Origin of the sequence: Cellulomonas massiliensis JC225, from assembly GCF_000312005.1 — a bacterium.
Classification (GTDB): Bacteria; Actinomycetota; Actinomycetes; order Actinomycetales; family Cellulomonadaceae; genus Cellulomonas; species Cellulomonas massiliensis.
On the sequence record NZ_HE978588.1, the window covers coordinates 1,080,093 to 1,100,080 of the forward strand.

The 19,988-nt window shown below is 74.5% G+C and carries 17 protein-coding genes; 12 read left to right on the forward strand and 5 right to left on the reverse strand.

Going from position 1 to position 19,988, the window contains the following annotated elements; translation table 11 throughout:
- Positions 1-129: 129 nt before the first annotated feature.
- Positions 130-1,497 carry a UDP-glucose dehydrogenase family protein gene (locus HGCM_RS05150; RefSeq protein WP_019135807.1) on the forward strand — a complete coding sequence of 456 codons (1,368 nt, stop codon included), beginning with the start codon at positions 130-132 and terminating at the stop codon, positions 1,495-1,497.
- Positions 1,498-1,518: 21 nt separating this feature from the next.
- On the opposite strand, the gene HGCM_RS05155 is transcribed toward HGCM_RS05150, so the two are convergent.
- The gene (locus HGCM_RS05155) at positions 1,519-1,944 is read right to left on the reverse strand and encodes a VOC family protein (RefSeq protein WP_019135808.1); all 426 of its coding nucleotides are present in this window, start codon (positions 1,942-1,944) and stop codon (positions 1,519-1,521) included.
- 144 nt (positions 1,945-2,088) lie between these two features.
- Positions 2,089-3,774 carry a phosphoglucomutase (alpha-D-glucose-1,6-bisphosphate-dependent) gene (gene pgm, locus HGCM_RS05160; RefSeq protein ID WP_019135809.1) on the reverse strand — a complete coding sequence of 562 codons (1,686 nt, stop codon included), beginning with the start codon at positions 3,772-3,774 and terminating at the stop codon, positions 2,089-2,091.
- Between the two features lie 83 nt (positions 3,775-3,857).
- On the opposite strand from pgm, the gene HGCM_RS05165 reads away from it, so the two are divergent.
- Both HGCM_RS05165 and HGCM_RS05170 read left to right on the forward strand, forming a co-directional pair.
- Positions 3,858-4,682: a DUF5926 family protein gene (locus HGCM_RS05165; protein ID WP_026075275.1), complete on the forward strand. Its 825-nt coding sequence runs from the start codon at positions 3,858-3,860 to the stop codon at positions 4,680-4,682.
- Positions 4,683-4,706: 24 nt separating this feature from the next.
- Positions 4,707-5,489 (forward strand): glycosyltransferase family 2 protein, encoded by a 783-nt coding sequence (locus HGCM_RS05170; protein WP_019135811.1) that lies wholly within the window; start codon positions 4,707-4,709, stop codon positions 5,487-5,489.
- Here HGCM_RS05170 and HGCM_RS05175 read toward each other — a convergent pair.
- Entirely contained in the window at positions 5,455-7,734 is a 2,280-nt protein-coding gene (locus tag HGCM_RS05175) for an alkaline phosphatase family protein (protein WP_019135812.1), read from the reverse strand. The genes HGCM_RS05170 and HGCM_RS05175 overlap by 35 nt on opposite strands.
- Positions 7,735-7,882: 148 nt before the next feature.
- Between HGCM_RS05175 and pheA the strand changes: the two genes are divergently transcribed.
- Positions 7,883-8,881 (forward strand): prephenate dehydratase, encoded by a 999-nt coding sequence (pheA, locus tag HGCM_RS05180; protein ID WP_019135813.1) that lies wholly within the window; start codon positions 7,883-7,885, stop codon positions 8,879-8,881.
- A 6-nt stretch (positions 8,882-8,887) separates the two neighbouring features.
- Here the strand turns inward: pheA and HGCM_RS05185 are convergent, their stop codons facing one another.
- Positions 8,888-10,009, reverse strand: coding sequence for a diacylglycerol/lipid kinase family protein (locus HGCM_RS05185; RefSeq protein ID WP_019135814.1), 1,122 nt, complete (start codon positions 10,007-10,009; stop codon positions 8,888-8,890).
- A 256-nt stretch (positions 10,010-10,265) separates the two neighbouring features.
- On the opposite strand from HGCM_RS05185, the gene serS reads away from it, so the two are divergent.
- The 7 genes from serS (at position 10,266) to HGCM_RS16970 (ending at position 18,076) form a co-directional block, all read left to right on the forward strand.
- Positions 10,266-11,549, forward strand: coding sequence for a serine--tRNA ligase (gene serS / locus HGCM_RS05190; RefSeq protein ID WP_019135815.1), 1,284 nt, complete (start codon positions 10,266-10,268; stop codon positions 11,547-11,549).
- Positions 11,546-12,337 (forward strand): HAD family hydrolase, encoded by a 792-nt coding sequence (locus HGCM_RS05195; protein WP_019135816.1) that lies wholly within the window; start codon positions 11,546-11,548, stop codon positions 12,335-12,337. Before serS ends, HGCM_RS05195 begins: the two co-directional genes overlap by 4 nt.
- 76 nt (positions 12,338-12,413) lie before the next feature.
- The gene (locus tag HGCM_RS05200) at positions 12,414-13,421 is read left to right on the forward strand and encodes a LacI family DNA-binding transcriptional regulator (RefSeq protein WP_019135817.1); all 1,008 of its coding nucleotides are present in this window, start codon (positions 12,414-12,416) and stop codon (positions 13,419-13,421) included.
- Between the two features lie 269 nt (positions 13,422-13,690).
- Positions 13,691-15,070: an ABC transporter substrate-binding protein gene (locus HGCM_RS05205; RefSeq protein ID WP_019135818.1), complete on the forward strand. Its 1,380-nt coding sequence runs from the start codon at positions 13,691-13,693 to the stop codon at positions 15,068-15,070.
- A 104-nt stretch (positions 15,071-15,174) separates the two neighbouring features.
- Positions 15,175-16,185 (forward strand): carbohydrate ABC transporter permease, encoded by a 1,011-nt coding sequence (locus tag HGCM_RS05210; RefSeq protein ID WP_019135819.1) that lies wholly within the window; start codon positions 15,175-15,177, stop codon positions 16,183-16,185.
- A complete protein-coding gene (locus HGCM_RS05215; RefSeq protein WP_019135820.1) occupies positions 16,182-17,126 on the forward strand; it encodes a carbohydrate ABC transporter permease in 945 nt (314 codons plus the stop codon). Before HGCM_RS05210 ends, HGCM_RS05215 begins: the two co-directional genes overlap by 4 nt.
- A 77-nt stretch (positions 17,127-17,203) precedes the next feature.
- Positions 17,204-18,076, forward strand: a complete 873-nt coding sequence (locus HGCM_RS16970; RefSeq protein ID WP_019135821.1) for an EamA family transporter — start codon at positions 17,204-17,206, stop codon at positions 18,074-18,076.
- A 19-nt stretch (positions 18,077-18,095) separates the two neighbouring features.
- Here the strand turns inward: HGCM_RS16970 and HGCM_RS05225 are convergent, their stop codons facing one another.
- The gene (locus HGCM_RS05225) at positions 18,096-18,692 is read right to left on the reverse strand and encodes a bacterial proteasome activator family protein (protein WP_019135822.1); all 597 of its coding nucleotides are present in this window, start codon (positions 18,690-18,692) and stop codon (positions 18,096-18,098) included.
- 62 nt (positions 18,693-18,754) lie between these two features.
- Between HGCM_RS05225 and HGCM_RS05230 the strand changes: the two genes are divergently transcribed.
- Positions 18,755-19,984, forward strand: a complete 1,230-nt coding sequence (locus HGCM_RS05230) for an AGE family epimerase/isomerase (protein ID WP_019135823.1) — start codon at positions 18,755-18,757, stop codon at positions 19,982-19,984.
- Positions 19,985-19,988 lie beyond the last annotated feature (4 nt).

The window sequence follows — 19,988 nt, forward strand, 5'->3', positions numbered from 1 at the left end:
CGAGGCCGCCGAACCGGCGGCGACACCCACCCCGGCGGCGACCCCGTGAGCCGCCGGACGCCCGCGCGGGCGCGCCGCGCCCCCGCCCTCACCGCCTCTTCTCCCGCCGCACCCACCCAGGAGGACCCGATGGACGCTCGTGAGACCACGCCGGACGCCGCCGCCCCGCAGGGCGCCCCCCCGCGGATCGCCGTGCTCGGCACCGGCTACCTCGGCGCCACGCACGCGGTCGCCATGGCCCAGCTCGGCATGGAGGTGGTCGGCGTGGACACCGACCAGGGCAAGGTCGACGCGCTCGCGGCCGGCAAGGTGCCGTTCTTCGAGCCCGGGCTGCCGGAGCTGCTCGAGCAGACCCTCGCGACGGGCCGGCTGCGGTTCACGACGGACGTCGCGGAGGCCGTGGCCTGGGCGGACGTGCACTTCGTCTGCGTCGGCACCCCGCAGACGAAGACGAGCCACGCGGCGGACCTCCGGTTCGTCGAGGCCGCGACGACGGCGATCGCGCGGCACCTCACGCACGACGCCGTGATCGTCGGGAAGTCGACCGTGCCGGTCGGGACGGGTGCGCGGCTGCGCGAGCTCGTCGCCCGCGAGGCCCCCGCCGGGGTGGCCTGGGAGCTCGTCTGGAACCCCGAGTTCCTGCGCGAGGGCAAGGCGGTCGACGACACGCTGCACCCCGACCGCATCGTGCTCGGCGGCACCACGCCCGCGTCCGAGGCGCTGCTGCGCCGCGTGTACGCGACGCCGATCGCCGAGGGCTCTCCCGTGGTCGTCACCGACCTGCCGACGGCGGAGCTCGTCAAGGTGAGCGCGAACGCGTTCCTCGCCACGAAGATCTCGTTCATCAACGCGATCGCGGGCGTGTGCGAGGCCGCGGGGGCGGACGTCACGGTGCTGGCCGACGCGCTCGGGCACGACGTGCGCATCGGCCGCCAGTTCCTCGACGCCGGGCTCGGCTTCGGGGGCGGGTGCCTGCCGAAGGACATCCGGGCGCTCATGCACCGGGCCGGCGAGCTCGGGGCCCACCGGGCGGCCGGGCTGCTGCAGCAGGTGGACGAGATCAACATGGGCCAGCGGGAGCGGGTCGTCGACCTGGCGGTCGAGGCGTGCGGCGGCTCGGTGCTCAACCGGCGCATCGGCGTGCTCGGCGCGGCGTTCAAGCCGCTCACGGACGACGTGCGCGACTCGCCGGCGCTCAACGTCGCCGCCGCGCTGCACCTACGGGGCGCGCAGGTGACGGTCTACGACCCGGAGGCGGGCGACACCGCGCGGGCGACCTTCCCGACGCTCGGCTACGCGACGAGCACGCGCGAGGCCGTCGAGGGGTCCGACGTGGTCCTCGTCCTGACGGAGTGGCGCGAGTTCGTGGACGCCGACCCGGCGGCGCTGGCGGCCCTCACGGCGACGCCGCGCGTCATCGACGCCCGTGGACGGCTCGACGCGCCCGCCTGGCGCGAGGCGGGCTGGGCGCTGCGCGCGCTGGGCCGCGCCGCGTGAGGGCGGCCCGGCCGTCCCCGGTCAGGGGGCGACCGGAGGTGCCCAGCCCGGGCGCCTGATGAGGCAGAAGGGGTGGCCGGCGGGGTCCGCGTACACGTGGTCCCCGCCGGCCAGCCGGCGCGCGCCGAGGGCGAGCACCGCCGCGTCGGCCCGCTCGAGGTCGTCGACCATCACGTCCACGTGCGCCTGCTGCGGCACGGCCGGGTCCGGCCAGGTGGGCGCGGGGTTCCCCGGCGCCAGCTGGAACGCCATGCCCGAGCTCGTCGCGTCGGGCGCCACCACCACGAACTCGTCGTCGGCGTAGGTGACCGGCTCGCCCAGCACCGCGCTCCAGAACCGGGCCGCCGCCATCGGGTCGGGGCAGTCCAGGATCAGGTGGTGCCGCCGCCCGACCGGCCGCCCCGCGACCCCCGGCCCCGCCGTCGCGCCCGCACCCGCCGCGCTCACGCGGACCCCGCTCTCCCGCGGGACGCCGGCCCCCCAGCCCGCGCGAGTTCGTAGCCCGGCGACGAGTTCGTGGCGCGCACGCTCCGAACCCGTCGCGCCGCTACGAACTCGCGGGGGTGGGGACGGGCTGAGGGCGTCGGGGCGTCAGGAGCGGAGGGCATCCGAGACGACCTGCTTCGCCTGCTCCTGGACCTGCGCCAGGTGCTCGGGCGAGACGAACGACTCGGCGTAGATCTTGTAGACGTCCTCGGTGCCGGACGGGCGGGCCGCGAACCACGCGCGCTCGGTGGTCACCTTGAGGCCGCCGATCGCCGCGTCGTTGCCGGGGGCCTTCGTCAGCCGCGCCGTGATCGGGTCGCCCGCGAGCTCGGTCGCCGTGACCTGGTCGGGGGAGAGGCCCGCGAGGGTCTTCTTCTCCTCGCGGGTCGCGGCCGCGTCGACCCGCGCGTACCAGGACTCGCCGAACTCGCCGACGAGGTCCGCGTGGTGCTGCGACGGGGTCTTGCCGGTCGTCGCGAGGATCTCGGAGGCGAGCAGCGCCGGCAGCATGCCGTCCTTGTCGGTCGTCCACACCGTGCCGTCCGTGCGCAGGAACGACGCGCCGGCCGACTCCTCCCCGCCGAACCCGACGGTGCCGTCGATGAGCCCGGGGACGAACCACTTGAACCCGACGGGCACCTCGACGAGCCGCCGGCCGAGCCGCCCGGCGACCCGGTCGATGAGGGACGACGAGACGAGCGTCTTGCCGATCGCGGTGCCGGCGGGCCAGTGCGGGCGCGCGCCCCCGTAGAGGTAGGAGATCGCGACCGCGAGGTAGTGGTTCGGGTTCATCAGGCCGGCGTCGGGCGTGACGATGCCGTGCCGGTCCGAGTCGGCGTCGTTGCCGGTCGCGATGTCGAACGGCGCGGGCCCGCCGTCCGTCGTCGTCATGCGGGAGACGAGCGACGCCATCGCATAGGGCGAGCTGCAGTCCATGCGGATCTTGCCGTCCCAGTCGAGCGTCATGAACCGCCACGTCGGGTCGACCTCGGGGTTCACCACCGTGAGGTCCAGCCCGTAGCGCTCGCCGATCGCCGCCCAGTACTCGACCGACGCGCCGCCGAGCGGGTCGGCGCCGATCCGCACGCCGGCCGTCCGGATCGCCTCGAGGTCCAGCACGTTCGCCAGGTCGTCGACGTACGCGGACAGGTAGTCGTGCTTGCGGGTCGTCTCGGCGGCCAGCGCGCGCTCCAGCGAGACGCGCGGCACGTCGCGCCAGCCGCCCCGCAGGATCGCGTTCGCCCGGTCGGCGATCCAGCCCGTCGCGTCCGAGCCGGCGGGGCCGCCGTGCGGCGGGTTGTACTTGAACCCGCCGTCGCGCGGGGGGTTGTGCGAGGGGGTCACGACGATGCCGTCGGCGAGCCCCGGCCCCTGCGTCCGCACGCCCTCCGAGGTGCCGGCGCCGTTGTGCCGCAGGATCGCGTGGGAGACCGCGGGCGTCGGCGTCCAGGAGTCGCGCGCGTCGACGTGCACCTCGACGCCGGCCGCCGCGAGCACCTCGAGCGCCGTGCGCCAGGCCGGCTCGGACAGCGCGTGGGTGTCCCGCCCGATGAACAGGGGCCCGTCCGTGCCCTGCCCCCGGCGGTACTCGACGATCGCGGCCGTGATGGCGACGATGTGCGCCTCGTTGAAGGCGGTGTCGAGCGACGAGCCGCGGTGGCCGGACGTGCCGAAGACGACCTGCTGGAGCGGGTCGTCCGGGTCGGGGACGAGGTCGTGGTACGCGCCGAGCAGGGCGTCCACGTCGACGAGGTCGGACGGCTGGGCGGGTGTTCCGGCGCGCGGGTCCATGCCCCGATCCTTCCGCACCCGCCCCGCCCGCGCACCAGGCCGGACGGCCTGCGGTCGCCGCCCGGACCGGTAGCCTGGGCGCCATGGCTTCCAGGACGTCCGACTTCGTGCTGCGCCCGTTCGAGGGCCTCCCCGGCGAGCCCGACTGGGTCGCCCTCAAGGAGGTCGTCCCGGCGGCGACGGCGACCGTCCGGACGACGAAGGAGCACGGCGGCCGCGACGTCCTCGTCACGACGATCCTGCCGAACGAGTGGGCCGCGCTGCACCGCGCCGACGGCGTCGTCCTCGTCGCCCTGCAGACGCCGGGGAGCAGCAACGACACGAGCCGCGACGTCGCGGCGGCGCTGCTCGAGGCGCTCGAGGTCGAGCCCGGCACGGCCGTCGAGACGGTCGGCCTGCCCGAGCCGGGCCCGCGCCTGCAGGACGTGCTCGACACCACGGTCCCGTTCGAGGTCACGGTGCTCGACTCCTTCGCCTACTGGCTGGCTCCGGACGTCGAGCGCACGCCCGACCTGGAGGCCGCGATCGAGGACGCCGACGCGGGCATCGTCGAGACCGTGAAGCTGCCGGGCGTCGAGTCCGCCTACTGGTGCCGCATGGGCGGCCGGGAGTTCCTGCGCTGGGCCCAGCCGCACGAGGAGCAGACGGTGCTCGACGCGCTGGCCCGCCTGCACGCCCGCCGGGCCTCGGGCTTCGACGGCGCCAAGCTCATCGGCTACTTCCGCAGCAGCGGCCTCACGATCCCCGTGTGGGAGCTCGCGCGCGGCACCGAGGCCAAGGAGGTCGAGCCGGCCCTGGCCGCGTTCGCGCCCACCTTCGCGGAGGCGCTGGCCGCGACCGACCCGCTGGGCCCCGACGAGCGCCGTGCCCGTGCCGGGCTCGTCGCCCGCCAGGTCACGCTGCGCTGAGCGCGACTCACTAGGCTGACCGACGTGCCGCGCAACGACGTGCCTGCCCGCCAGCGCCAGCGTGTCGCGGTGGTCATCCCCGCCAAGGACGAGTCGCGCCGCATCGCCGCGACCGTCCGCTCGGCCAAGGCGATCCCGTACGTCGACCTCGTCCTCGTCGTCGACGACGGCTCGGAGGACAACACCCAGCACGTCGCCCGCGAGGCGGGCGCCGTCGTCGTCCGCCACCCCCACAACCGTGGCAAGGCCGCCGCGATGGAGACCGGCGCGGCCGTCGTCGCGATGCGCGACAACCCCGACCGCCCGCCGCGCATCCTGCTGTTCATCGACGGCGACCTCGCGGACACGGCCGTCAACACGGCCCCGCTCGTCCCGCCGGTGATCGACGGCCACACCGACCTCGCCATCGCGCTCCTGCCGCCGCAGCCCGGCGCGGGCGGCCGGGGCATCGTCGTGGGCGCGGCCCGCCGGGCGATCCAGTCGATGACGGGCTGGACGCCGACGCAGCCGCTGTCGGGCATGCGCTGCCTCACGCGCGACGCCTTCGAGGCGGCCACGCCCCTCGCCCACGGGTGGGGGGTCGAGGTCGGCATGACGATCGACCTGCTGCGCCAGGGGTTCCGCGTCGTCGAGGTGCCGTGCGACCTGCGGCACCGGCCGTCGGGCTCGGACCTCAAGGGGCAGCTGCACCGCGCGGCGCAGTACCGCGACGTGCAGCTGGCCGTGAACGCGCGCCGGATCTCGGCCGCGGGCCGCGCGGTGCGGCGGGCGGTCAGCCCGCCGAAGCAGTCCCCGACGCACCGCTGAGCGCGGGCGGCTCCGCCACGGCGGGCCGCTCCCCGAGCCGGAACTGCGCGGCCGCGGCGACGAGGCACGGCACCGCCATCGCGATGCCGGTGGCCGGCACGACGATCCCCGAGTCGTTCATGAGGAAGCCGACGAGCAGGCCGGTCCCGAGGGCGGCGACCCCGGTGCGCAGCAGGGGGACGGCCTCGGGGAGGCCGGCGAGCGGGCTGGACGAGCCCATGAGGGCGCCGCGGCGCGTGCGGCCGCCGGTCATGACGACCCAGGTCAGCGCGACGCCGCCGATGGCGAGCACGAGGTAGCGCCAGTTCGTCAGCACCTTGAGGTTGACGGAGACCTTGCGCCACACCACGTCCCACAGCCCGCCGTCGAGCACGGTGGCGAGGAACCGGCCCAGGTGCGTGCGGGCGTCCGGGGGGCGCAGCCAGTCGAGCACCGCGAACCCGCCGATCACCAGCACGCCGGCGCCCAGCACGAGCAGCAGCGTCCGCCAGGACACCTTCCGCCCGGTGACGGCGACGGCGAGCATGCCGAAGGCGAGCAGGATCGCGGGCGGCCCCCCGAAGTCGGAGCCCAGCCCGGGCGCGCCGTCGACGACCGCGACGAGCAGCCCGAGGCCGACGACCGTCCACAGCGCCGCCCGGCGCCGGTGCCGGCGCAGCAGCTCGTCGGCGATCGCGACGGCGAGCAGCACCCCGCCGGCGAGGACGAGCGCGAACGCCTGGTTGCTCATGCCGTAGAACCGGGCGGCGAGCGTCCGGTGGGCGCCCATGGGGGAGTCGATGACGAGGTTCGAGCCCGTGCACGCGTCGACGAGCAGGACGAGGACCGTGACCGCGGCGACGACGCCGGCCGGCCCGAGGATGCGCCGCCGCCAGGGCCCGAGGAGCGCGACGGCCGTGACCAGTGCGACGACGCCCAGCAGCGCGACCCAGAACCCGGTCACGCCCCACCGCCACCAGGGCACGACCCCGACGAGGAAGGACGCGACCGGCGCGGTGCCGAGCGCGATGCCGGCGACCTGCAGCACCCGCAGTCCCGGCCGCATCCGCCCGCGGTCGGTCCGTCCGGCGCGCGTGAGGACGAGGGCCGCGGCGACGAAGAAGATCGCCTGGACGACGACGAGCCGCGTCGAGAAGGAGCCCGCGACCTTGCCGACGTACGTGGACTCGTCCTGGATGTCCGCGAGCAGCACCCGCCGGGCGGCCGCGCTCGCCGGCCCGTCGGAGGGCACGATCGTCGCGCCGACGAGCGCCGGCGCGGACAGGTCGAGCGCGTCGAGGAGGGTGGGCGCGACGTCGAGCGTCTGGATCAGCGCCTGCTGCCGGGTCGCGCCCGACGTGAGCATGCCCGCGTCGTACGGCTGCCCGTTCGGCGCGGTGCCCGTCGCGGCCGCGAGCTGGAGGGCGACCCGTCCGGAGTCGGCCAGGGAGACGACGAGCACGGTGGCGTCGTGGGCGCGCGCCGCCTCCAGCGCTGCGCCCACCCGCGCGTCGACGGCCTGCACCTGCTCGTCGCGCGCCGGCTCGGCGATGGTGTCGGGGTCGACCTCGGACGTGGGCTCGGCGGGCCCCTCCTCGTCGTCGGGCGGCACGGCCTCGTCGGACGAGCGGTCGCGCGTCGCGAAGCCGGGGTCGCGCACGGTGCCGGCGTCGACCACGACGAGCGGCGAGCGCTCGAGAGCGGTGCTGACCGTGTAGCGCAGCGCGTCCGTCGTCCCGGGACGGTCCTCGTGCGTGCCGACGGGCCGCCCGTCGCGGTCCGACAGCGCGATGGCCGCGCCCGGGCCGATGCCCGTGACAGGGGTCTCGGCGGCGGCCAGCGTGTCGCCGAGCAGCCCGGGGACGGCGCCGTACGACTGCGCCCGCGCCGAGGCGAGGTAGTCGTCCCAGCCGGGCACGAGGCCGTCCGCTCCGGGCTCCTCGAGCGTGCGGCACGTGCGGTCCTCGGCGGGCAGGTCGGACGCGCGGTTGCCGGACGAGACGGCCAGCCAGCCGTCCGCGGGGCAGGAGCGGTTCGTGACGCTGCGCGCCGCGACGAGCCCGACGGAGCCGGTGCGGGACAGGCCCCACAGCGCCGGGGTGGTCACCGAGGTGACGTCGTCCCACCGCACGCCGGTGACGCCGACCAGCACCAGCGGCGTCGGCTGCCCGGCCGGCTCCGCGTCGGGCGAGGGCGCCGCCGAGGCGGGCGCGGCGACGGCGAGCCCCGCGACCGCGACCAGCAGCCCGGCGAGCAGGCGCCTCACGGCACGCGTCCGGGCAGGGCGGGGCGACGCAGGGCGGACGGGCACCGCGCCAGCCTAAGCGCCGCACTACCCTCGACCCGGCGGTCCCGACGGCCGGGCCCGGCCCCCGCACGCGCCGTGCACGGGATCTGCACGCCGGGAGGCAGCGATGACGATCGACGCGACCGAGGCGGCCGCCGCGCCGCTGCCGCGCTACGCCTACCTCGGGCCCGCGGGCACCTTCACCGAGGCGGCCCTGCGCCAGGTCGTCGGGCCCGACGAGGCGCAGTACCTGCCCCAGACCGACGTCGGCTCCGCGATCGAGGCGGTGCGCTCCGGCGCGGCCGACCGCGCCGTCGTGGCGATCGAGTCGACGGTCGAGGGCGGCGTCACGGCGACGCTCGACGCGCTCGCGGGCGGCGAGCCCCTCGTCGTCCTGCGGGAGGTGCTCGTCCCCGTGCAGTTCGCGCTCGCCGCCGCGCCGGGCGTGCGGCTCGCCGACGTCACGCGGGTCGCCGCGCACCCGCACGCCTGGGTGCAGTGCCGGCGGTGGCTCGCCCGCACCCTGCCCCGGGCCGTGCACGTCCCCGCGACGTCGAACACCGCGCCGGCGGCGCTCGTCGCCGAGTCGCTCAGCCTCGCGCCGTCCGACGCCCCGCGCCCCCAGCTCGGGTTCGACGCGGCGCTCGTCCCGCCGGCCGCGCTGGAGACCTACGGCCTGACGGCGCTCGCGACCGACGTCGCGGACAACCCCTCGGCGGTCACCCGGTTCGTCGTCGTCGGCCACCCGGGCGAGGTGCCCGCCCCGACCGGCGCCGACAAGACCACCCTCGTCGTGCACCTGCCCGACAACGAGGCGGGTGCCCTGCTCGCGATGCTCGAGCAGTTCGCCGCCCGCGGCGTGAACCTGTCCCGCATCGAGTCGCGCCCGATCGGCGACGCGCTGGGCCGGTACTCCTTCTCGATCGACGCCGAAGGGCACATCACCGACGAGCGCGTCGGCGAGGCGATCATGGGGCTGCACCGGCGCTGCCCGTACGTGCGGTTCCTCGGCTCGTACCCGCGCGCGGACGCCGTCGCCCCGACGGTCCACGTCGGCACCGCCGACGCCGACTTCGTCGCCGCGCGCACCTGGCTGCGCGAGCTGCGCGAGGGCCGCGCGACCTGAGCGCGGTCAGCCGGCGGGCACGCGGACGACGAGCGCGCCCGGGTCGACCCGTGCGCTGACCTCCGCGACCCGACCGACCACCTCGCCGTCGACCTGCGCGTACTCGCCGCCGCGCACGACGATCCGGACGCGACGCGCCCGCGTGTGGTCGATGCGGCCGATCTTGGCGGGCAGGTCGTTGCGCACGCCGACCCCCTGCAGCACGACCTCGCCGAACAGCTGCGCCCAGCCCGCGATCCCCGCGCGCGTGTCGATGGCCGCGACGTCGAGCCAGCCGTCGTCGACCACCGCGTCGGGCAGCAGCGTGAGCCCGCCGGGCAGCCGGCCGCAGTTGCCGACCAGGATGCTGCGCAGCCGCGTGCCGGCCGCGGGCTGGTCGTCGATGCGGACCCGCACGCGCGTGCGTGCACCGTGCAGGTGCCGGAAGCCGGCGACGAAGTAGGCGAGCCAGCCGACCCGCGCCTTGAGGGTCTCGTCGGTGTCCGCGACCATCGCGGCGTCGAAGCCGAGGCCCGCGATGACGAGGAACAGGTGGTCGCGGACGTCGTCGGTGAGCTCCCGCTCCTCGTCGTCGAACCGGTCGACGTGCAGCCAGCCGACGTCGATCGTCCGGTCCCGCCCCTCGACCGCGACCTGGATCGCCGCCAGCGCGTCGCCCACCGGGAGGTCGAGGTTGCGGGCCAGCAGGTTGCCCGTGCCGAGCGGGACGATGCCCATGGGCACGCGCGTCCCGACGAGCGCCTCGGCGACCGCCCGGACCGTGCCGTCGCCGCCGATCGCGACGACGACGTCCGCCCCGGCCGCCACCGCGGTGCGCGCCTGGCCGACCCCCGGGTCCTCGACGGTGGTCTCGAACCACAGCGGCACGCCGAGCCCCTGGCTCGCCGCGGCGTGCTCGATCGCGACCTTGAGCGCCGGGACGTCGGGCTTCGTGGGGTTGGCGACGAACGCGAGCACGGTGCCGTCGCGCGCGACGGTCTCGGCGACGTGCCGGCCCGGGGGCCGGTCCTCGTCGGGCCACCCGACGAGCCGCCGGTCGCGCACCCGGCGCCACGCGGCGAGGCCGAGCGCGAGCGCGACCAGCGCGAGGACGCCCGCGACGATCGCGACCCACCCCTCCCACGCCATGCGCCGACCCTACGGCCCCGGGCGCACCCGGCCGGCTGGCTTCGCCCTCACGACGTCGTGGTCCGCCGGCGCGGCCGGCTCGCCGGCCTCCGACCGCCACGAGTTCGTAGCCCGGCGACGAGTTCGTCGCGTGCACGCTCCGAACCGGTCGCGCCGCTACGAACGCGCGGGTGCGGGCCCGGGAGCGACCGCGGGCGGCGCCGTGGCGTGCGGTGTCGTGGGCGGGACGCGCGGCGGGGGTCGGTAGCCTCGGGGGGTGATCGATCTGCGGCTCCTGCGGGAGGACCCCGACCTCGTCCGGGCGAGCCAGGTGGCTCGCGGCGACGACCCCCACCTCGTCGACGAGGTGCTCGACGCCGACGCGCGCCGGCGCTCCGCGCTGACGGAGTTCGAGACGCTGCGGGCGGAGCAGAAGTCCCACGGCAAGAAGGTCGCGCAGGCCCAGGGCGACGAGAAGCAGGCGCTGCTGGCGCACGGGCGCTCGCTCGCCGAGCGCGTGAAGGCGCTGCAGTCCGACGCGGACGCCGCCGAGCAGCGCGCGACCGAGCTCGCCCGCCGGATCGGCAACGTCGTCGAGGACGGCGTCCCGGCGGGCGGCGAGGACGACTACGTGGTGCTGGAGCACGTCGGCACGCCCCGCGACTTCGCGGCGGAGTACGGCGCGGACTTCGCGGTCCGTGACCACCTGGCGCTCGGCGAGGGCCTCGCGGCCATCGACACCGAGCGCGGCGCCAAGGTGTCGGGCGCGCGGTTCTACTACCTCACCGGCATCGGCGCGCGCCTGGAGCTCGCGCTGCTCAACGCCGCGGTCGCGAAGGCGCTCGAGGTCGGCTTCACGCCCGTCATCACCCCGACGCTCGTGAAGCCCGAGATCATGGCCGGCACCGGCTTCCTCGGCGCGCACGCGGACGAGATCTACCGGCTGGAGGCCGACGACCTCTACCTCGTCGGCACCTCGGAGGTCGCGCTCGCGGGCTACCACTCGGGCGAGATCCTCGACCTGTCGTCCGGGCCGAAGCGGTACGCCGGCTGGTCGGCCTGCTACCGGCGCGAGGCGGGCTCGTACGGCAAGGACACCCGCGGGATCATCCGCGTGCACCAGTTCCACAAGGTCGAGGCGTTCTCGTACACGACCGTCGAGGACGCGGCGGACGAGCACCGCCGGATCCTCGGCTGGGAGAAGGACATGCTCGCGCTCGCCGAGCTGCCCTACCGCGTGATCGACACCGCCGCGGGCGACCTCGGCAGCAGCGCGGCCCGCAAGTTCGACTGCGAGGCGTGGCTGCCGAGCCAGCAGCGCTACCTCGAGCTGACGTCGACGTCGAACTGCACGACGTTCCAGGCCCGCCGCCTGGGCATTCGCGAGCGCACCGCCGACGGCACCGTCCGCGCCGCCGCGACGCTCAACGGCACGCTGGCGACGACGCGCTGGATCGTCGCGATCCTCGAGAACCACCAGCAGGCGGACGGGTCGGTCCGGGTCCCGGAGGGCCTGCGGCCGTACCTGGGCGGCCTCGAGGTGCTGGAGCCGGTGCGATGAGCCGCACGCACCTCGTCGCGCTCGACGTCGACGGCACGCTCATGAGCTACGACGGCGTGGTGTCCGACGAGGTGCGCGCGACGCTCGCGGAGCTCGTCGAGGCAGGGGTGCACGTGGTGCTCGCGACCGGTCGGGGCGTGCACTCCGCCGCGGTCGTGGCCCACGACCTCGGCCTGCACGATACGTGGCTGGTGTGCTCCAACGGCGCGGTGACGGCCCGGACGGACGCCGACGGCGGCTTCCAGGTGCTCGACACGGTGACGTTCGAGCCGGGGCCGGCGCTGCGGACGATCCAGCTCGAGGTGCCGGACGCGCTGTTCGCGACGGAGGACGTCGGCCGCGGCTTCCTCGTCACGGGCGAGTTCCCCGAGGGGGAGATCTTCGGGGTGCTGACGCAGGTCCCGTTCGAGCAGCTCGCCTCGACGCCGACGCCGCGCGTGGTCATCCGGCAGCCCGGCGGCACGGAGCAGGAGTTCCACGAGCTCGTCGAGCGCGTCGGCCTGCACGAGGTCTCCTACGCCGTCGGCTACACGGCGTGGCTCGACCTGACGCCCGCGGGGGTGACGAAGGCGAGCGCGCTGGAGCAGCTGCGGCGCGAGCTCGGCGTCGAGCCGTTCGCGACCGCCGCGGTCGGCGACGGCGGCAACGACGTCGAGATGCTCCGCTGGGCGGCGCGCGGGGTCGCGATGGGCCACGCGAGCGAGGCGGTCCGGGCGGCGGCGGACGAGGTCACGGGCACGATCGACGACGACGGCGTGCTCGCCGTGCTGCGCAGCCTGCTGCCCTGACGCCGGGCCCCCTGGAGGGGTGCGGCGGGCGCCGGGGGTCGCCCTCGGGCCGCCGGGTCGTGTTCAATGCCGGACCGTGGCAGGCATCGAGGAGGTGGCCCGGGCCGCGGGGGTGTCGACGGCGACGGTCTCCCGCGCGCTGCGCGGCCTGCCCAACGTCAACGACGAGACGCGCGCCCGGGTGCGCCGGGTCGCGCTCGACCTCGGCTACGTCGCCTCGCCGTCCGCGGCGAGCCTCGCGTCGGGGCGGACCCGGACCATCGGCGTGCTCACCCCGTGGGTCAACCACTGGTTCTTCGCGAACGTCATCGAGGGCGCCGAGCGGGCGCTGCGCGCGGAGGACTTCGACGCGCTGCTGTACACGTTCGAGCTGTCCCGCCGCTCCCCGCGCCGCAGCGTCGACCCGGGGGTGCTGCGGCGCCGGGTGGACGGCGTGCTCGTCGTCGGGCTGCCGCTGCACGCGTCCGAGGTGCGGGCGCTGGAGTCGCTCGGCCGGCCGATCGTGTTCGTCGGCACCGGTGCCCCCGGCCACGTGACGGTACGGCTCGACGACGAGCTCGCGGCGCGCTCCGCGACGGAGCACCTGCTCGGCCTCGGCCACCGCCGGATCGGCCACCTCACGGGCTCGCCGGACGACACCGACACGTGGTCGCCGCCGATGGCGCGCCAGCGGGGCTGGCAGCGCGCGCTGGAGGTCGTCGGGGTGACGCCCGACCCGGCGCTGGAGGTGCACGGGTACTTCGACGTGCAGGGCGGCGGCGAGTCGCTGCGGCGACTGCTGCGCGAGGTGCCCGACGTCACGGCGGTGTTCGCCTCGTCCGACGAGATGGCGATGGGCGCGATCCTCGCGGCGCGCGAGCTCGGCCTGCGGGTGCCGGAGGACCTGTCGGTGGTCGGCATCGACGGCCACGACCTCGGCGCGCTGGTCGGGCTCACGACGATGGTGCAGGACGCCGTCGACCAGGGCCGGCTGGCCGCCTCGCTGCTGCTCGACATGATCACGGGCTCCCCCGTGCCGGCCGACGTCGTCTACCCGACGAGCCTGCTCGTCCGGACGTCGACCGGCCCCGCACCCGTCCGCTGACACGTGCCACGCTGCGAGTTCGCTGTGCCGCGCCCCACGGGGAACGCCGGGGCCCGGTCCTGACGTGCGGGAACGCAGTCGGACGTGTGACTCAATCGTTACCTCATCGTGGTGGTGCCGGTGTTGCCAGCCCTCGATGTAAACGCTTGCATAGCCCAGGAGATCCCGAACGCCCGGGATCGTCCCGTGCTGCGCGCCCCGTGCCGCAGCCCGACGGACGCACCGACGGACCTGCTTCACCCAGTACCACGACGATGTGGAGGATCCGCATGACCAGCATCCGTGCACGCCGCACGAGCGCTGCCGTCGCCGGCGGTCTCGGCCTCGCCCTCGCCCTCGCCGCCTGCTCGGGCGACAACGGCGGCGGTGGCGGTGGCGACGAGACCGGCTCGACCGACTGCGCCGCGTACGAGCAGTACGGCGACCTCAAGGGCAAGACGATCAGCGTGTACACGTCGATCGTCGAGCCGGAGGCGAAGCAGCAGACCGACTCCTACAAGCCGTTCGAGGAGTGCACCGGCGCGAAGATCGCGTACGAGGGCTCCCGCGAGTTCGAGGCCCAGCTGCCCGTGCGGCTCCAGGCCGGCAACCCGCCGGACATCGCGTACGTCCCGCAGCCCGGCTTCCTCAAGTCGCTCGTCGCGGACTACCCGGACTCCGTCGTCGCGGCGCCGCAGGCGGTCATCGACAACGCGAACAAGTACTACACCGAGGGCTGGGTCAACTACGGCACGGTCGACGGCACGCTCTACGCCACGCCGCTCGGCGCGAACGTCAAGTCGTTCGTCTGGTACTCGCCGAAGGCGTTCGCCGACAACGGCTACACGGTCCCCACGACGTGGGACGACCTCATCACGCTGACCGACAAGATCGCCACGGACCACCCCGAGGCGAAGCCGTGGTGCGCGGGCATCGAGTCCGGTGACGCCACCGGCTGGCCGGCCACCGACTGGCTGGAGGACGTCGTCCTGCGCGAGGCCGGGGCCGACGTCTACGACCAGTGGGTCAACCACGAGATCCCGTTCAACGACCCGAAGATCGTCGCGTCGCTCGGGACCGTCGGCTCGATCCTCAAGAACGACAAGTACGTCAACGGCGGCATCGGCGACGTGAAGTCGATCGCCACGCAGGCGTGGAACGAGGCCGGCAACCCGATCCCGGACGGCCTGTGCTACCTGCACCGCGCGGCGAACTTCTACCAGGCCAACTGGGGCGACGACGTGACCGTCAGCGAGGACCCGTCGGTCGACCGCGGCGTCTACGCCTTCTACCTGCCGAGCAAGGGGAGCGACAAGCCGCTGCTCGGTGGTGGCGAGTTCGTCACGGCGTTCTCCGACCGGCCCGAGGTCCAGGCGTTCCAGGCGTACCTCTCCAGCCCGGAGTGGGCGAACGCGAAGGCCAAGGTCACCGGCCAGGGCTGGATCAGCGCCAACAACGGGCTCGACAAGGGCCTGCTGCAGTCGCCGATCGACCAGCTGTCGTTCGACCTGCTGACGGACGAGAGCTACACGTTCCGCTTCGACGGCTCCGACCAGATGCCGGGCGCCGTGGGTGCGAACGCGTTCTGGAAGCAGATGACGGCGTGGATCGGCGAGAACCAGTCCGACCAGGCGACGCTCGACAACATCGAGGCAGCCTGGCCGTCCTGACCGGTACGTCTGACTAGGGTCCGTGGTGGGGGCTCCGCGAAGGAGCCCCCACCACGGTTCGTCTCAGCCCGGGCAACGCCGCCCGGTGCCTCGCGGAGGTGGGCATGGACTGGTTCCTCAACGCGGAGAGCGCAGGGCACAAGTTCGCCCTGATGGTCGTCGCGATCCTGCTGTTCGTCCTCGTGATGGGCCTCATCCTGTTCGGGCTCGAGCGCATCCGTCGGCTGCCGGTCTGGGTGACGGTGCTCGGGTTCCTGGGGCCGACGGTGCTGTTCCTCGCATTCGGCCTGCTGTACCCGGGCATCCGGACGATCTGGACGTCGTTCTTCGACGCGCGGAGCGACAACTACGTCGGGCTCGACAACTACGTCACGGCGTTCACGGAGCCCCAGTTCCAGATCGTCCTGCGCAACACCCTGCTCTGGGTGGTGCTCGTGCCGCTGGTCTCCACCTTCATCGGGCTCGTCTACGCGGTGCTCATCGACCGGACGCGGTTCGAGTCGTTCGCCAAGACGATGATCTTCCTGCCGCTGTCGATCTCCCTCGTCGGGGCGTCGATCATCTGGAAGTTCGTCTACGAGTACAAGCAGCACGCGGTGAACCCGGTGACGGGCGAGGAGCTCGTGCACCAGATCGGCATCCTCAACCAGGTGCTGGTGTGGCTCGGCCTCCCGCCGCAGCAGTTCCTGCTGAACCAGCCGTGGAACACGCTGTTCCTCATCGTCGTGATGATCTGGATCCAGGCGGGCTTCGCGATGACCGTGCTCTCGGCGGCCGTCAAGGCGATCCCCGACGACATCGTCGAGGCCGCTCGGCTCGACGGCCTGCACGGCATCGGGATGTTCCGCTACATCACCGTCCCGAGCATCCGGCCGGCCCTCGTGGTCGTCCTCACGACGATCGCGATCGGCACGCTGAAGGTGTTCGACATCGTGCGGACGATGACCGGCGGCAACTTCGGCACGTCCGTGGTCGCGTACGAGTTCTACACGCAGAGCTTCCGGGCGCAGAACGCCGGCCTCGGTGCCGCGCTGGCGACGATCCTCTTCGTCCTCGTCATCCCGATCGTCGTCTACAACGTCCGCCAGCTGCGCCTCTCGGAGGAGATCCGATGACCGCCCTGCCCCCGCCGGCACCGCTGACCGAGCAGGTCGCGGACGAGCCGCTGCGCGCCGAGCGTCGGCTCAGCCGAGCGGAGAAGCGTGCGATCGCCGTGAAGGGCAAGCTCAGCTCGCCCTGGGCGTCGGGCATCGCCATCGTCATCGCGGTGCTCTGGACCATCCCGACCTTCGGCCTGCTGGTCACCTCCTTCCGGCCGAAGGAGGACATCCGCGCCACCGGCTGGTGGACGGTGTGGCAGGACCCGACGTTCACGCTCGAGAACTACCAGGAGGCGCTGTTCGGGAGCTCGACCAGCCTCGCGACCTACTTCGTGAACTCGGTCGTCATCACGATCCCCGCGGTCGTCATCCCGATCTCCATCGCCCTGCTCGCGGCGTACGCGTTCGCGTGGATCGACTTCCGGGGCCGCAACCTGCTGTTCGTCGCGGTCTTCGCGCTGCAGGTCGTCCCGATCCAGGTCACCCTCATCCCGCTGCTCACGCAGTACGTCGACTGGGGGCTGGCCGGGTCGTTCTGGACGATCTGGCTGTCGCACTCGATCTTCGCGCTGCCGCTGGCGATCTTCCTCCTGCACAACTTCATGAAGGACATCCCGCCGTCGCTCGTCGAGGCGGCCCGGGTCGACGGCGCGGGACACGTGAAGATCTTCTTCCAGGTGCTCCTGCCGCTCCTCACGCCGGCCATCGCGTCGTTCGCCATCTTCCAGTTCCTGTGGGTGTGGAACGACCTGCTGGTCGCTCTCACGTTCGCCGGGGGGACGCCGAACGTCGCGCCGCTGACGGTGCGCGTCGCGGAGCTCTCGGGCACCCGTGGCAGCGCGTGGGAGCTGCTGTCGGCCGGCGCCTTCATCATGACCGTCGTCCCGCTGGTGGTCTTCCTGGCGCTGCAGCGGTACTTCGTCCGCGGCCTGCTCGCGGGCTCGGTCAAGGGCTGACCAGGCAGACGACGAGACGTGCCGGCCTGAGGCAGCGGGGCGGCGCGGGCGCCGGGCTGGTCACCTAGCCTGGGCGCGTGCCCGCCCCGCTGCTGTTCGTCCTCTCCGGGCTGACGCAGTACCTGGGCGCGGCGTTCGCCGTCTGGCTCTTCGCGTCGGTCGCGCCGCCCACCGTCGCGTGGCTGCGCGTCGTCGTCGCGGCCGTCGTCCTGGTCGCGTGGCGTCGGCCCTGGCGGACACCGGGCGGGTGGACCCGCCGCACGCTGCTCACCACCGCGGCGTTCGGGGTCGTGCTGGCCGGGATGAACGTCGCCTTCTACGTCGCGATCGCGCACCTGCCGCTCGGCACGGCCGTCGCCCTCGAGTTCGCCGGCCCGGTCGCCGTCGCGGCGGTCACCGGCAGGACGTGGCGCGAGCGCGCGGCGATCGCCGTCGCGGCGGTCGGCGTCGTCCTGCTCGCGGGCGTCTCGCTCGACACCGGGCCCACCGCCGCCGTGGGGCTGGTGGCGATCGCCGTCGCGGCGGCGTGCTGGGCGGGGTACATCCTGCTCGGGCGCCGCGTGGCCACGTCGCAGGTGGGCGGGCTCACGGGCCTGTCGGTCGCGATGGCCGCCGGCGCGGTCGTGTTCGCGCCGTTCCTGGCGGGCGGCGCCGGTCCGGTGCTGCACGACTGGCGGCTCGCGCTCGCGGTGGTCGCCGTCGGGGTGCTCTCGTCGGTCGTGCCCTACGCGATCGAGCAGGTCGTGCTGCGGCGCGTCTCGGCGGCCACGTTCGCCGTGCTGCTCGCGCTGCTGCCGGTGACGTCGGCGGTCGTCGGCGCGGTCGTGCTGCGGCAGGTGCCGCACGGCCTGGAGGTCGTCGGCCTGCTGCTCGTCTCCGGTGCGATCGCCCTCACCGCGCGCAGCACGCCGCAGGACGAGCGCGACGCCGAGGCGCCGCCGCCCGCCTGAGTGCCGCCCCGACGGGGGTCTAGAGGTACTGACCGGTGCCGGGCGGGTGCTCCTCGCCCGGCTCGACCGCCGCACCGGGCACGACGAGCCCCGGGCGCCCGCCCGGGCCGGGCGGCAGCGCGCGGCGCATCTGCGACAGCTGCGCCTGGGCCGCCATCTGCTGCGCGACGAGCGCGGTCTGGATGCCGTGGAACAGGCCCTCGAGCCACCCGACGAGCTGCGCCTGCGCGATGCGGAGCTCGGCGTCCGAGGGCGGGGTGTCGCCGTCGTCCACGAAGGGCAGCGTGATGCGGTGCAGCTCCTCGACCAGCTCGGGGGACAGGCCCTCCTCGAGCTCGGCGAGCGACCGCTCGTGCACCTCGGCCAGGCGAGCGCGGGCCCGGTCGTCGAGCGGGGCGCTGCGGACCTCGTCGAGCAGCTGCTTGATCATCGTCCCGATCCGCATGACCTTGGCCGGCTGGTTGACGAGTGACCCGACTCCCTCGTCCTGCGGTCCCTGGTCGTCGTCCGTCGCGGTCTCGTCGCCGAGCACCACGACGCGCGGCGCGCGGGTCTGCTCGGCCTGCTCGCGCTGCTCGTCCTGCTCCGGCCCCGGTCGCTCGCTGCTGTCCGTCACCCCGGCATTCTCGCCCGGACGACGGGCCGGCGGCACGTCGGGGCCTCACTAGGGTGAACGCCATGTGGCTCACCGCTCCCGCCCACGCTCGCTGGCTCGAGTCCGAGACGGACCGCCTCCTGGAGTTCGGGCGGCGCTCGCTGGTCCCGTCCGGGGGCTTCGCGCGGCAGGGCGAGGACGGCACGGCGCAGGACGGGCCGCTCGAGCTGTGGATCGCGTGCCGCATGACGCACGTCTACGCGATCGGCCACCTGCTCGGCCGGCCCGGGATGGCGGCGTTCGTCGACCACGGCGTCGAGGCCGTCCGCGGGCTGTTCGCGGACGACGAGCACGGCGGGTGGTTCGCCGAGGTCGAGCGCGACGGCACGCCACGCGACGACGTGAAGGCCGCCTACCCGCACGCGTTCGTCGTGCTCGCCGCGTCCTCCGCCGCGGCGGCCGGGCGGCCCGGCGCCGCCGAGCTGCTGGACCGGGCGCTCGAGGTCTCGGAGCAGCGCTTCTGGGACGAGGACGCCGGCATGGTCGTCGAGGAGTGGGACCGCACGTTCACGACGCTCGACGGCTACCGGGGCGTCAACGCGAACATGCACACGGTCGAGGCGTACCTCGCCGCCGCCGACGTCACCGGCGACCGCGTGTGGCTCGACCGCGCGGTGCGGGTCGTCGAGCGCGTCGTCCACGGGTTCGCGCGCGGGAACGGGTGGCGGCTGCCCGAGCACTTCGACGACGCGTGGAACCCGCTGCTCGACTACAACCGCGCGACGCCGGCGCACCCGTTCCGCCCGTTCGGCGCGACGATCGGCCACTGGTTCGAGTGGGCGCGCCTGACGCTGCACGCCCGCGCCGCGCTGCAGGCCCGCGGCGAGAGCGCGCCGGCGTGGATGCTCGACGACGCGGTCGGGCTGTTCGACGCGGGCGTCCGCGAGGGCTGGGCCGTCGACGGCGCGGACGGCTTCGTCTACACCGTCGACTGGGAGGGCACGCCGGTCGTCCGGGAGCGGATGCACTGGGTCGCGGCCGAGGCGATCGCGGCGGCCGCCACGCTGCACGCGGCGACGGGGGACGACCGGTTCGACGACCTGTACGCGCAGTGGTGGGACTACGTCGGCCGGTACGTCCTGGACCGCGAGGGCGGCTCCTGGTGGCACGAGCTCGGCACCGACAACACGGTGTCCCGCACGGTGTGGGCCGGAAAGGCGGACCTGTACCACGCCGTGCAGGCCACGCTGATCCCGCGGCTGCCGCTCGCGCCGGTCATCGTCCCGGCGCTCGCGGCGGGGCTGCTCGACTGAGCGG

Bases quoted from the DNA above. Each gene is read 5' to 3' on its own strand.
- HGCM_RS05210 (WP_019135819.1), top strand. From the start codon at position 15,175: ATGGACTGGTTCCTCAACGCGGAGAGCGCAGGGCACAAGTTCGCCCTG.
- HGCM_RS05215 (WP_019135820.1), top strand. From the start codon at position 16,182: ATGACCGCCCTGCCCCCGCCGGCACCGCTGACCGAGCAGGTCGCGGAC.
- pheA (WP_019135813.1), top strand. From the start codon at position 7,883: ATGACGATCGACGCGACCGAGGCGGCCGCCGCGCCGCTGCCGCGCTAC.
- HGCM_RS05195 (WP_019135816.1), top strand. From the start codon at position 11,546: ATGAGCCGCACGCACCTCGTCGCGCTCGACGTCGACGGCACGCTCATG.
- HGCM_RS05165 (WP_026075275.1), top strand. From the start codon at position 3,858: ATGGCTTCCAGGACGTCCGACTTCGTGCTGCGCCCGTTCGAGGGCCTC.
- HGCM_RS05205 (WP_019135818.1), top strand. From the start codon at position 13,691: ATGACCAGCATCCGTGCACGCCGCACGAGCGCTGCCGTCGCCGGCGGT.
- HGCM_RS05185 (WP_019135814.1), bottom strand. From the start codon at position 10,009: ATGGCGTGGGAGGGGTGGGTCGCGATCGTCGCGGGCGTCCTCGCGCTG.
- HGCM_RS05230 (WP_019135823.1), top strand. From the start codon at position 18,755: ATGTGGCTCACCGCTCCCGCCCACGCTCGCTGGCTCGAGTCCGAGACG.
- pgm (WP_019135809.1), bottom strand. From the start codon at position 3,774: ATGGACCCGCGCGCCGGAACACCCGCCCAGCCGTCCGACCTCGTCGAC.
- HGCM_RS05150 (WP_019135807.1), top strand. From the start codon at position 130: ATGGACGCTCGTGAGACCACGCCGGACGCCGCCGCCCCGCAGGGCGCC.